Source organism: Hoylesella nanceiensis DSM 19126 = JCM 15639 (assembly GCF_000379965.1).
Classification (GTDB): Bacteria; Bacteroidota; Bacteroidia; order Bacteroidales; family Bacteroidaceae; genus Prevotella; species Prevotella nanceiensis.
The window spans coordinates 408932-422349 of sequence record NZ_KB904328.1; the positions used below are offsets into that span (position 1 = coordinate 408932).

The following is a 13418-nucleotide window of genomic DNA, read 5'->3' on the forward strand; positions in this document are numbered from 1 at the left end:
GGGGGAGATGACTTATCGAATAATCATTTTTTGAGTTTCGATCACGCCATTGTTTTCAATCTTGATGAGGTAGGTACCCTTTGCAAACGATTTGGTGCTGACGTTTGTTGGACGGCTGATGTGACGCACAAGAACGCCGTCGAGGGTGTAGATCCAAAGGTTTTGAACATTGTTCAACACAATGGTTTGGTTGTTGAGCTGAGCCGATGGCTTAGCTGTTTCTACCAAGTTGATGCCCGTTTGAGCGTTCAATCCTTCTGGTTCGCTGGCTGTTCCCTCGTCCCAAGTGTCGGCACCCGCTTTTCTTGAGGTATTTGTACCTGTAATTTCCACTCCGAAGTCGATAGCAAAGCCCTTGTTAAACTTACCTGTTGGTTGCAAAGCACCTTCGAACCACGCATCAGAGAACACGATACGAATACGGCTCATGCCCACTTTTGCATCATCAGGAACCTTTATTTTGAAAGCATAAAGACCTTGAACATTTTCCATTGTAGCCGATTTTTTTCTACCAATAGTGAACAAACACTCACCATATTGTGAATTAAGATCTAAGTATTCAGGATTGAATACTCCGTCACCATCAAGGTCAATCCAACCACGTCCAATGCAATAACGAAGGTCGTCGTGGCTTCCTTCTACGTCATCACTTGCTTGGTGTCCTTTAAAGTGAATGGTGAATTCTTGTCCTTGACGCACCTTAATCACCTTAGACGACATATCTACATAGTTGGTAGCAGGGCGACTGCCATTGTCGTTATATTGAACATCTACCAATGCACCTGTTGTACTGAAGTTATCCAAATATCTTAATTGGCGTGCTGTTGCTGCACCAGCTGCGCTAACATCGAGCTCAGGAGTTCCATAAATGTTGGTGTTGGCAGCAGGCAAAGTGTTATAATCGCCACGTTGTATAGCCTTCCACACCACAGGCGAATAGGTTTTAAGGTCGGTAGAAGCAGAGCGAACGCCAATATAAGGCTGATTGTCTTGCTCACCCACTTGAATATCACCCACATAAGTTGCCCATTGTTTGGTGCGAGCAATCTCTGTTACAGCACCCTCTTCGCCGTTCTTATACAGAATTTCGAAGTGATGAATATTCTCTTTGTCGTTGTGTTGAAGCTCATTGCCAGCACCACATTCCACGTTCCATGTAGCCTTTACCGATAAAGAAGTTTTCTTTTCTTCCTTCACCTGAATGGTTAAGTCTTTTGGAGCAGAGGGTTTCGCAGTGAAGTTGTCGCTCAATTCGAGTTTACCCACAAGCATGTTAAAGTCCGAATTGGTGTTTTTCACACGCAAGCCAATACGGTCTATCACGTCAGAAGAAGTTAAATCGCTCAACGCAATCTCTTTTTCTTCCCAGTTTGTGCCCGCTGGATTACTCACAAGATATTCTTTCCATTGTTGCGAATTCTTAAGGCGTACGATGAGATAGAGCTGAGATGTGTTCATAGCCTCTTTGCCGTTCTTCACCGCAAGCTTAGCAACAATGTTGCCACCATTGCCCTCGAGCAAGGTTTTATATAAAATAAGGTCGGCATTTCCGTCTGTTTTGGTGCCCTTAACCTGCAAGCACGAACCGCCCATATAAGCGTCGGTGTTGGTGAATTGTGCATCGATGGCGTTGCTTACGTTGGTTGTTTCTGAGCGATAAACGAGCCAACGATAGGTTGGAACGAGGTCTTGATTCGACATGTTATACCACGATCCTGCTGTTTTCTTGCCTTTATAAACATAGCGTTCGCCATTTCCTATGTTGAAGAAGGTAGAGAATGGCAATTTACCTTGTATGGTAGACTGCTCGGGAATCCATGTAGCCATACCCGCAAAGTTGTGCAATGCAGGGTTGCCTCCTTGCGCTTCAAGACTGTTTCCTACGTTCACCACATTAGGACGGTTTGCTGGATTGCGATAACCACCAGAGAAAGCACGTTCTAAAAGCATTTGATAGTTGGTCATAAGCTGTTGTGGGCTGTTGCCTTTGTTATACGACCAAAATCTACTTTGATCGTGTTCGCCCCACAAAGCAATACCACTTTCGTGGTGATATTGGTCTTTATCAAGGTCATTCCAGTTCTTATCCATGCCTACAATCCAACCACCCATATACAATCCTTTAGTGGTTTGTAGAGCGTTCTTTGCGTTTCTGTAGCTTGCATTCATATCTCTTGCAAAACCATTTCCGTCGTAATTCAACATCACTTCGGCTGTTCTTTTTCCATTATAGCCAAAGAGTGCATCTGTATAAAAGCTGGAAAGAATGTTGCTCATCGTGTAAATCACGATATGAAAGTTATTGAAATTTTCTTCTTTAGCTATCTCGTAAAGACGTTTGTGGAAGGCCATTACATTTCGATTATCGAAACCTGAGGTTTCCCAGTTGTAGTTAATTCCGTCCATTCCGAGGAATCTTAGCAAGTTAATAAGGGGACGAGCATATTTAAATTCGTCATTAGCATTGCGCTCTGCAATGAACTCCATCCATTGTCTTGCACCGTTTCCACGACCTCCTGTGGTGTCGAAAAACTTCATACCGCTCATGATGTCGGTTCCGTTTTGGTGCGCAGCATCTACCCAAGAGCCTGGTGCTTGAAACAAAGTGTGGTTCCAAGAGCCGAAAAGAGTGGTGTAGTTCCACATCGAGAAGTTGTCGTTAACAAAGTCTTTCGATGGATAACCGCCAATCATTTTGCCCGCTCCCGAAGGCAGGTTGAGGAACAATTCACGTTCTGCATAGGTGTTACCAACAAGGCGATCGGCATTGTCGATGGTGTTTCTTTTAGCCACATGCGAGCGAACGAACTCTATTTCTTCGTAGAGTCCTTTAGCTTTTAATTCGTCGATAGTGGGATATTTACGGCCTTGAGCGTCGAGCTCGGCAAAGAATTTAAGTAGTTCTAAATCGTTAAACTTAGAGAAGTCGTAAATAGTAGTTGATGTTGATTCGAGCGAGGTCTGCGCCAAAGAAGGGGCAGCAGCACACAAGCTAAGTGCAAGCAACAAGGTCTTGCAATTGAATACTGGTTTTTTCATTTTGTTTTATCTAAAGGTTTATGTTTTTGTTAGTAAGAAAAAAGGATGCACCAACGATGTGGCGCACCCTTCTCTTGTTAAAATTTAATAGAACATGTTGTTTATCTTCTATTAATTTTTAGTGAATTTGGCGAAGTGTTATAAATTACTTTGTAGTTTGTTTCGCCAGTTCAATTACAAAAGTTTTACTTGATTACCACTTTTTGAGTACGAATAACGTTGTTGTTCAACATCTTCACAAGGTAGATTCCCTTTGGTAGAGATTTTATTTCGTATTGTTGAGGATTGTCTAAAACTTTAACTAAAGAACCATCTACACCAAAGATCCATGCTTTTTCTACGTTAGAGAACTTCAAGTCTTTGCTTGTTTGAACAAGTGCTGAAGCCTCACCAGCGAATGAAGTGATTGATGTGCTTGCAGAAAGTCCTTCTGGTTGTTCTGCCTTACCTTCGTCACGTGAAGACTTAGGAGTTGGTCTTTCTTGGTTAGTTCCAGTGATTTCTACACCGAAGTCGATAGCAAATCCCTTATTAAACTTACCTGTTGGAAGTAGAGAACCAGCGAACCAAGCATCTGAGAACACAATTCTCATACGAGTTTTACCAAGCTTAGCGTCTGCAGGAATAGTGAATTCGTAGCTTTGAGGAGATTGAACTTGTGCGTAAGTTCCTTTGCGAACTTGACCTAAGAAGAACAATTGTTCACCATTTGCAGGGTCTTGTTTGATGTCAACTGGAGTGAAGACGTGGTCACCATTCAAGTCGATCCAACCCTTACCCATACACCAACGAAGGTCGTCGTGGTTGCCATCAATATGGTCTTGTGCTTCATAACCCTTGAATTTCAATGTAACCTTTGTACCTTGAGCAACCTTTAACACTTGGTTTGTTGCGTCAACATAGTTGGTTCCGCCTTGTGGACCTGTAGCTCTATAATTGATGTTTTGGTCTCCACCGATTGTTTCGAAGGTTTCGATGTAACGTACTTTTTGTGCAATTTTATAACCATCAGCGGCCATATCCAATTCAGGTTCTCCATAAGGATTATCCTTTTTCTCAGGAAGAGAAGCGTAAGTAGAACGTGGAATTTCTTTCCATTCTACTGGAGAGTAGGTCTTTAAGTCTTTAGAAACTGAACGAACACCGATGAATGGTTTATCTGATTCTTTCAACTCGATGTCGCCAATGTATGTAGCCCATTGTGATGTACGACCGATTTCTGTAACATCACCATTCTCACCATTCTTATAAAGCACTTCGAAGTGGTCTACATTAGCATCGTCGTTGTAAACAACTGTTTCTTCAGTAGCTGAATTTAAAGCCCAAGTTGCTTTCACAGAAAGAGAAGATTTGTTTTCTTCTTTCACTTGGATTGTAAGATCTTTCACACCTTGTGGAGTAGCTGTGAAGTCGTCTACGATAGCCAATTTACCAACAAGAAGCTTGTATTGTTCGTCAACATTCTTCACACGAAGACCGATACGATCGATAACGTCTGTTGAATTTAAGCCTGTTAGAGCAATTGTGTGCTCTTTCCATGTCTTATCTGTTGTACCATCAACTGCAAACTCTTTCCATTCTCCGCTGTTCTTTAGGCGAACGATGAGCGCAAGTTTAGAGTCTGCTGGTGTGTCTTTACCTGTTTTGATAGCCACTTGTGCTTTGATTGCACCGCTTGTACCTGTAAGATTGGTTTTGTAAAGAACGATATCTGTTAATGGAGCTGTTCCTTTACCTGTTAGTTTCAAGCAAGAACCACCTGTGTAAGAATCTTCATAAGTAAACTCAGGTTGTACTTTAGAACTTACGTTTGTTGTGTTTCCGTCGTAAACCAACCAACGATAAGTTGGCACGATGTCTTGGTTAGACATATTATACCATGAACCTGCGGTTTTTTTTCCTTTGTATGTGTAAACCTCTCCTGCACCTGTATTGAAGTATGTGCTGAATGGAAGAGTTCCATTAATTGCTGAACGCTCAGGAATCCATGAAGCTAAACCAGGGAAAGTTGATAATGGAGCAACACCATTAGACCATTCCCAGTTGTGTCCTGCGTTTCTAATTTCAGGACGATCTGCTGGGTTTCTGTATCCACCTGAGAAGCCTCTTTCCAACAACATTTGGTAGTTGCTCATGCGTTCTTGTGCACTTCCACCTGTGTTATATGACCAGAAACGGCTTTGACCGTGTTCACCCCAAAGACAAACACCGCACTCTTCTGCACCTGAAGCATTAAGACGAGTCCAGCTTCTGTTCATTGTTACAATCCAAACACCTGCATACAAGCCCTTAGCTGTACCCAAAGAACGTTTAGCTTGTTGAACTGATGAAGCCATAGAAGGAGTGAAATCGTCTGCAGAATAGTTCAACATCAAGTCACTTGTCTTTACATTATTCTTACCAAACAATGCTTCTGTATTATAAGATGACAAGCTTGAATGTGATGTATAGATTGCTATATGGAAATTTTTAAAGTTTTCTGCTGCTGCAATTTTATATAATTCTTGGTGGAATTTTACTACTTCGCTATCATCATAACCTCTTGCTTCGAAGTTATAGTTGATACCATCCATTCCTAAGAATTGCAAAATACGAATAAGTGGACGAGCATATTTAAATGTGCCATCAGCATTCTTTTGCTTAATAAATTCTACCCAACCTGTTGCATAGCCACCTCTTCCACCTGTTGTGTCGAAGAATTTAATACCACTCATAATGTCGGTACCATTCTTGTGAGCTGCGTCTGCCCATGAACCTGGTGCTTGGAACAAGCCATGATTCCATGAACCGAAGAGGTTTGTGTAGTTCCACATAGAATAGTTATCGCTTGCGAAGTCTTTTGAAGGATAACCACCAATTGTTGAACCTGCACCTGCTGGGATGTTCATAAATAGATCTCTTTCTTGATAAGTACCGCCAACAAGACGATCTTGACGATCAAGAATTTCACGTTTGCGAACGTGTGAGCGCACGAACTCTATTTCATCATAGATTCCTGCGTCGATAAGTTCTTGCTTAGTTGGGAACTTTCTACCTGCCTTTTCAGCCTTTTCAAAAAGTTCTAACAAGCTTTGATCTCCAAATTTAGAAAAATCGTAGATTGTAGTTGATGTGCTACCTGTATTGGTTTGAGCACTCATTGTGCTTGGAGCACCGCAAAGAAGTCCTGCAAGCAACAACATCTTCATTGTAGATTTCTTATTCATACAAGAGTTGTTTTAAGTTTATTAAATAGTAAAAAATAATTTCTTGTTTAGTAAAAAAGTGGGGGCACTTGCCAAATGAAGTGTCCCCACCTATTATATATTAGAAGTTTGGTGCGTTAACATCCCACCATAGACGTGTACCTACAACGTCTGGGCCATTCAATGCCTTCAAACCTGTAGCTTGAATGTCTGCCTGTGTAGCTGGATCTGTACGTCCTGGGAATGGTAAACGACGAATGATGTCGCCTTGATTCAAGCTTCCGTCTGATTCATCAGCATTGAGAACCTCGAACAATTTAGGATAACCTGTACGTCTTAAGTCTACCCAAGCCTCGAAACTCATTGGATAAGCTGCAATGTATTTTTGTGTAATAATCTTCTCAAGCTTTGTTTCTTCTGAGTCTGCATCGTTCCATTTAACACCGATCTTTGTTGGGCTTTCGATGTTTTCTGTATCGCCTGTTGGGTCAACATAGGTCACTGGTGTAGCGTTTGTTTGTGCCATATAGGTCGCCATCATGCCTGCATAGTTCACACTATTGTCTTCACGATCAAGGCAGTTCGCTGCAAGAATACCCTTATTGTAGAAGTCTTCTGCTGAACCTCCCATGTTCCAACCACGTACTGCGCCTTCTGCTCTTAAGAAACAAACTTCTGAAAGCTTCATAACATACAAGGGCACTCCGTGGAATTTCTCTGGGTTAACTCCTGAGAATGCGATGTATTGGTTACCATCATAACCTTGTCCGTCACCTGTGTGAGTACCTGAACGAATACCAACTACCTTTGTATTTGCTTCAAGTTTTGCGTTGGTGTTGTTGTTTACGATAAGGTTATCGTTCTTTGTGAATAGCGCAAAGTTATCATCAAGATAAGGATGCTTCAAGCTTTCTAACAATGTTACCAACGAAGCGGTGATACGTGTGTCGCCCCACTTAGTGATATTGATTAGAGGATTGGTGAAACCGATTAGGTTTGGACGTAAAGCTACTTCGTGCTTTGTGTCTTCAATCACTCCACTTGCTACTGCTTCTTCTGCCCATTGTCTTGCAAGAGTTGGATTAACCTTTACAATGTGCATCGCCATACGCAACTTTAATGAGTTAGCAAAACGCTTCCATGTTTCGAAATCGGTTGCGTTGTTAGCCTCATCGTTGGTGATCAAGATGTTTTCTTTTAGTAAAGAAACCAACTTTTCTTTATAGTCTGCTCTCTTATTTGGGAAATAGTTGAAACATGCTACAGCTGTATCGATGTTGGCAACGATTGACTTGTAGATGGTTTCAAGGTTATCATAGTTATAAGGAGCACTTTGTTTATTGGTCTTTACGTCTTGATAAGCGAATGGACCATAGATGTCTGCGTTCTCAAGTGCAGCTGTGTTGAAGATAAGAAGATAAACGGCTTTCATCTCAGGGATTGAGTCGATCGACTTATGGTTCAACAATTGAACTGCTGCTTTGCGCACTTCGCCAAATGAACCGTTAGCACCTCCGTAGAACTTAGGAGCGATGTCGTAAGTTGAACGTACCAACACTTTAGAGTAAACGAAGTTTTGGTGAGGGATAACTGCATATTGAGCGTAGTTATCTACACCTAAAGAGAACTGGAATTGGTATTGGTGTTCTCCTGGCATTTCGCCGTTCTTACCACCTCTTAGTGAGAATTGTGCAGCACGACCACCATTTAGATAATCTTGAAGTTTATCGATAACGGCAGCAGCTTGATCTCCTGTTATATCTAATTTGTAAGGAATATTATCTACTTCTCCACGTTCAGTAACTTTCTCGATGTTCTTGGTATTAGAGTCGAACTCTGCTCCTGGATCATCAAAGTCTAAACAAGATTGTAGCGATAAGGTTCCTGCAAAAGCAGCAAATGCTACTAAAAATTTATACTTTTTCATATTCTTATTCTGTTATGTTTTAGAAGTTAAGTTTCAATGACAAACCAAATGAACGTGAAGATGGCATGTTGAACAATTCGAATGCACCTAAACCATTAGCTGTTGATAATGAAACGTCTGGGTCAACTGGGCTATCGTTGTACAAGAAGAATAGGTTTCTTGCAATGAATGCAACGTTCAAGTTCTTGTTTTGACCAAGAAGGTTGCGGAATGTGTAGCCTAATGACAACTCACGTAAACGGAAGTTGGTTGCACTATATATATAGTTGTATGGGTTAGTTGATGCACCCATAGCCTTATAATATGCTTCAACTGGAACGATACGTCCGCTTCCGTCATTTAATTGCATACCTGGAGCGTTCTTGTAGTCTGTTGCAACGATGTTGTTTCTTTCTGCATTGAGACGTGCATCAGCAACTCTTTGAGACAAACCATATTGATCTAAGTATGCTTCTGTCAATGAAATAACCTTACCACCGATACGACCATTGATCAAGAATGACAATGTGAAGTCTTTGTAGTTGAAGTTATTGCTCCAACCCATTTGCCATTTAGCGTTCATGTTACCTACGTAAATCAAGTCAGCATCTTGACCAGAGCTCTTGAAACGTGGTGCACCAGATCTTGTAAGAGCGATGTTTCCATTAGCATCTCTATCGAAATCGTGGATATACATGTCACCAATTGAACCACCTTCTTTATATCTGATGTATGTACCACCTACAACTTGTTGTTGGATAAGTTCTTTACCTTGGTCGTCGTAAGCAGTCTTAAGGATCTTGTTGCTGTTGTAAGAAACGTTGTAACTTGTTCTCCAGTTAAAGTCTTTAGCTAAGCGGAAGTTGTAACCGATAGTTGTTTCGATACCTTGGTTACGAACCTTTGCAGATGTGAATGGTTGAATACCTGACGCATCATGTCCTTCCATGTACAAGTGATCCATTACACCATTATAATATGTAAGGTCGAAGCTTAGTCTATTGTTCAAGAACATGGTTTCGATACCTGTTTCGAACGACTTCATAACTTCAGGAACTGCCTTAAACTTCTTGTAGTTGTTAGCATTAACAGCACCTGTTATTCTGTTTTTAGAGATTCTAAGGAATCCTGCATCAGAGAACGAGTTACCTGCTTCTGAATAAGAAACACGGAACTTCATGTAGTTAAACCACTCTGGCAATTTCACTAAGTTGCTAACGATTGCATTAGCACCAAGACCGAAGTAGCCATAGCTTTGCTTGTCTGCATAACCAACTTGGTATAGTTGTCTGAACAAACGATACCAGTCTTGACGATAAGAGAAGTCTACATAAACTGTTTCTTTCCAACCAGCTTGAGCTGTGAAAAGCAACGCTTTGTCCCAACTTGAAGTCTTACCTGATGTTGTTGCACCCATACCACCTCCGTCTGTTTCGAAGTAGTTCACGTCGGTAGAAGGCTTACGCAACAATGGATGCATTTTAGTTGCATTAACTGAAGTATTCTTCCAAGTTGTTTTTAGTGTATGACCAACCCAACCTGCTGATGCAGAAACAGAATAATCTTTGATTTGTTTGTTATAGTTTAACAAATAGTCGGTGTAGATTTCTGTTGCTGTTGAAGCATCATCATACATATAACCAAAGTCGAACATTCTCTCAGGCGAGTAGGTTGTTGCATATCTTTTGGTGTTGCTCTTAAAGTGAGTCTTAGTATAGTTCACACGAGCTTGGAAGCTTAAGCCATCATAAATATCGATGTTTGCGCTAACTGTACCGAACAAACGGTCTTCGCTTTGGCGTCCTCTGTTTTGGTTTAGAAGCCAATATGGGTTGTTATTGGTTGCAGATAAATATGCCCAGTTTTGTAATGGACCACTCAACTTCACTCTTTCTGCATTAGTATATTGATAGTTATCACCTGATATATTCTTATAAACATCTTGGTAGTAAGACATCCATGATCCATTTTCTACATAGTTATTACGATAATAACCTAAGTCGATGTTTCTTGGCATGGTGTAAAGGTCATAAAGTGGATTATAAACTGTACCACCACCATGACGGTTCTTTGTAATTGTTTCTACATAGTTCAAAGAAACATCGAGTTTCACTCTCTTTAGAAGGTCATATGATTGACGGAAAGCGAATGAGTTACGATTATAAGAGTTTTCTCTCATCATACCGTTAGCGTGGCTATTTCCGATTGAGAAATATGAACGCATCAATTCTGTACCGCCTGAAACTGAAACTGAATTGTTAGTTGTTACACCTGTTCTAAAGAAGTCTTTCACGTCGTCGTTAGCACGATTACGCAAGTAAACCTTGTGACTTTTTTCTATAAAATCACTACCCAATGGAACGTCGACAACCAAGTCTGCATCTGCACGATCTGTGATTTTGTCACCCCAGTTTAAACGAGATAAGAAACCATTTTTATCTACTAATGCTCCGTATGTATTTTGAATTTTTGGTGTTAACAATGGAGTGTCGAATGTAACGTTTGATGTAAAGTTCACATCAAGCTTACCTTCACGTCCTTTTTTGGTTGTAATCATCACAACACCGTTAGCTGCTTTAGAACCATAAAGAACGGCAGCGTTAGCACCTTTCAATACGTTGATCGATTCGATATCGTCTGGGTTGATCATTGATAGTGGGTCAGAACCTTCTGTCATACCTGAATATTCGAAACCATCACCACTCATTCCTCTCTTACCACGTGTATCGTTGGTCATTGGAATACCATCAACTACGATCAAAGGAGCACTGTTACCATTAATAGATTTGTTACCACGAAGGATAATTTTAGATGCACCACCGGCACCACCAGCATTTGGTGTAATAGTGATACCAGATACTTTACCTTCCAAGCTGTTAGCAACGTTAGGATCTTGTACCTTTGTTAGGTCTTCTGCTTTTACCTTTTGGGTAGAATAGGTTAGCGAACTTTCTTTTCTCATAATACCCATTGCAGTAACAACAACGCCTGTCAACATGGTCTTTTCTTCTTTCAACACCACGTCGATATTGGTTTTGTCGCCTACAACGATGTCTTGAGGAATGCTACCTACATAAGAATAAGTTAGGGTTGAACGTGAACCGTCTACTTTAATAGTGTAACGACCGTCCATGTCGGTTACTGTTCCTTTACCAGTACCTTTAACAACAACGCTCACACCAATCATTGGCATGCCTTCTTCGTCTTTTACAACACCTGTAATAGTACGTTGTGTAGCTTGAGCTTGTTGGTTAATAAACTGCGATGCAACTGGCTTTTCTGCTTTTGCATCATTCGATTTAGCGCTCGCATATTGTGCTGATGAGCACGCAATTGTAGAGGCTAAAATCAACTTCATGAGCGATGAGCTCCTGTAAATGATTAAATTTCTCATACTGCAGTAATAGAAATAAATATTATTCCTTGACTCAAATTAATTAATTCTGTTTAGTTACTATTATAACATTATATAATATAGAACTACTGATACAAATCTATTTATTTAACGTTTATTATATTTTTAAGTAGATAAAAAGGATTTTATCTATCTCATAATACTATTTTTTTTAATAAAACTTCACTCTGTTGTACGACAGAAAACCCGTACAACGGAGGCTCCCCATACAATAGAGGAACGATATATTATTATTTTATAGAAGGAAAAAAATAAACTACGAATATAGACAAGCAATATAACAGGGAGCGAAATTTATATTTTACCAAGAACAAAATCTATTCTTTATATCTATCTTAGATAACTTCTTTCTCCTTTTTATTCATTATCCTAAAAGAAATCCGCTCCCCCCGTACGACGGGAGCGAGGTTTTATCAAGGGAAAAGAGTAAACCGCCCCACCACACGCTTAAAATCTTTACGGGGAAAAGGGATATAATTAGTTATTAACAGCACTGCTTTTATTCTCCTTTCTCATTGCTTTTTAGAGTCAAAACCACTGCAATTGTTGAAAACCTTGCTGATAACTGTCTGAAAACCGCTTTAAAAGCTTCTTAAAAATCGCTCAAAACTGGCGAGTTATCAACAAACACTAAGCATCTAAAAATCAGCTGTTTATATCAACAGAGTTATCTCATTCTTATCCACACTTTATCGACATACATCAACAAGTCATCGTCCTAATCTCGCAATAGCAGTGCAAAACACCTGTTAATAATGTTCATAACTTTGCAATACATTGACCATCAAAATGCAATTATACAGCTTTTTGAAATCAAAAACACGGAAAACTTACACCAAAAAGCATCATTTTAGCCTCTTATCAACACTTATCCACAATATCAACAGCCCATAGTTATAGTCATCATTTATTTATTCTTTATAAAATGAAAAGAAAAGATAGAAGATAATTAAAGGGAAGATGAAAAAGAAGAGCCTTTCAACACGAGGTAAAAAACAACAGAAAAAGTACCAAAACAAAGAGCCCTAACGGCTATATGTTATAATAAGATACGAAAGGTTTAAAAACATTTTGCCCTTTCATTCTTTTTACTTATATTTGCAAGGTATTTTTTATGCTCACCGACAATGCAAGAAAACTTTGAGACTACCTTTGAGAAACTCTTCAAAAAATCATATCCTATGCTCTTTTGTTATGCACAAAAGATAGTGGGTTATGACGATGCTGCAGATGTAGTAGAAGAAGTTTTCTTTGATGTTTGGAAGCGCAAAGAATCCATCAACTTAGGCGACAAAATCCATTCCTTCTTATATCGTGCCGTTTATACACGTTGTATCAACGTGATAAACAAGCGCAATGCCACCCAAGGATATATCACTTTGATCGAAGAGATGCACCAACGACAGCTCGACACCCTCGAAGATAACCACAGCAAGATGGTTATTGAGAAGATAGAAAACCACGAGTTGGGCAACATCATCAAAGAGAAGATAGAAGGATTGCCCGAGAAATGCCGAGAAAGTTTCAGAATGAGTTATATCTATAGCATGCGAAATGAAGATATAGCCGACGTGTTAGGCGTGTCGATCAGAACAGTAGAGTCGCACATCTACCATGCACTTAAAATCCTAAGAAACGAACTAAAGCAGTTAAAAAAATAGCTATACAGCATAAAAAGTACCTTTTTCGTTCAGTAAATTTCCTTTTATAAATGTTTATATAATAGCAATCAATCTGTTATATAACCTAAAACTACGCCCCAAAACGAGGGCAACAATAAACGAATAACCTGTTGTTAGAGCATAAAAAACTACTCTATCTTTTGTCTATAAATCAAAACTTAGACAGCCAACACTCTTATTCAAAAACACGA

5 protein-coding genes are annotated in these 13418 nt (G+C 39.9%); 1 reads left to right on the forward strand and 4 read right to left on the reverse strand.

Annotated elements, in window-relative coordinates; all coding sequences use genetic code 11:
• Nucleotides 1–12: 12 nt before the first annotated feature.
• The 4 genes from A3GM_RS0104765 to A3GM_RS0104780 all read right to left on the reverse strand — a co-directional run bounded on the left by A3GM_RS0104765 (nucleotide 13) and on the right by A3GM_RS0104780 (nucleotide 11488).
• Entirely contained in the window at nucleotides 13–3039 is a 3027-nt protein-coding gene (locus A3GM_RS0104765) for a GEVED domain-containing protein (protein WP_018362254.1), read from the reverse strand.
• Between the two features lie 185 nt (nucleotides 3040–3224).
• A complete protein-coding gene (locus tag A3GM_RS0104770) occupies nucleotides 3225–6245 on the reverse strand; it encodes an endo-beta-N-acetylglucosaminidase (RefSeq protein WP_018362255.1) in 3021 nt (1006 codons plus the stop codon).
• A 100-nt stretch (nucleotides 6246–6345) separates the two neighbouring features.
• Complete coding sequence (locus A3GM_RS0104775) at nucleotides 6346–8151, reverse strand: SusD/RagB family nutrient-binding outer membrane lipoprotein (protein ID WP_018362256.1); 1806 nt, start codon at nucleotides 8149–8151, stop codon at nucleotides 6346–6348.
• Nucleotides 8152–8170: 19 nt separating this feature from the next.
• Nucleotides 8171–11488, reverse strand: a complete 3318-nt coding sequence (locus tag A3GM_RS0104780) for a SusC/RagA family TonB-linked outer membrane protein (RefSeq protein WP_018362257.1) — start codon at nucleotides 11486–11488, stop codon at nucleotides 8171–8173.
• Nucleotides 11489–12672: 1184 nt separating this feature from the next.
• Here A3GM_RS0104780 and A3GM_RS0104785 point away from each other — a divergent pair.
• Nucleotides 12673–13206, forward strand: coding sequence for an RNA polymerase sigma-70 factor (locus tag A3GM_RS0104785; protein WP_018362259.1), 534 nt, complete (start codon nucleotides 12673–12675; stop codon nucleotides 13204–13206).
• The last annotated feature ends 212 nt before the right edge of the window (nucleotides 13207–13418 follow it).

Excerpts from the sequence above, each read along its gene's own strand:
- A3GM_RS0104770 (WP_018362255.1), bottom strand. The coding sequence starts at position 6,245 with ATGAATAAGAAATCTACAATGAAGATGTTGTTGCTTGCAGGACTTCTT.
- A3GM_RS0104765 (WP_018362254.1), bottom strand. The coding sequence starts at position 3,039 with ATGAAAAAACCAGTATTCAATTGCAAGACCTTGTTGCTTGCACTTAGC.
- A3GM_RS0104780 (WP_018362257.1), bottom strand. The coding sequence starts at position 11,488 with ATGAAGTTGATTTTAGCCTCTACAATTGCGTGCTCATCAGCACAATAT.
- A3GM_RS0104775 (WP_018362256.1), bottom strand. The coding sequence starts at position 8,151 with ATGAAAAAGTATAAATTTTTAGTAGCATTTGCTGCTTTTGCAGGAACC.
- A3GM_RS0104785 (WP_018362259.1), top strand. The coding sequence starts at position 12,673 with ATGCAAGAAAACTTTGAGACTACCTTTGAGAAACTCTTCAAAAAATCA.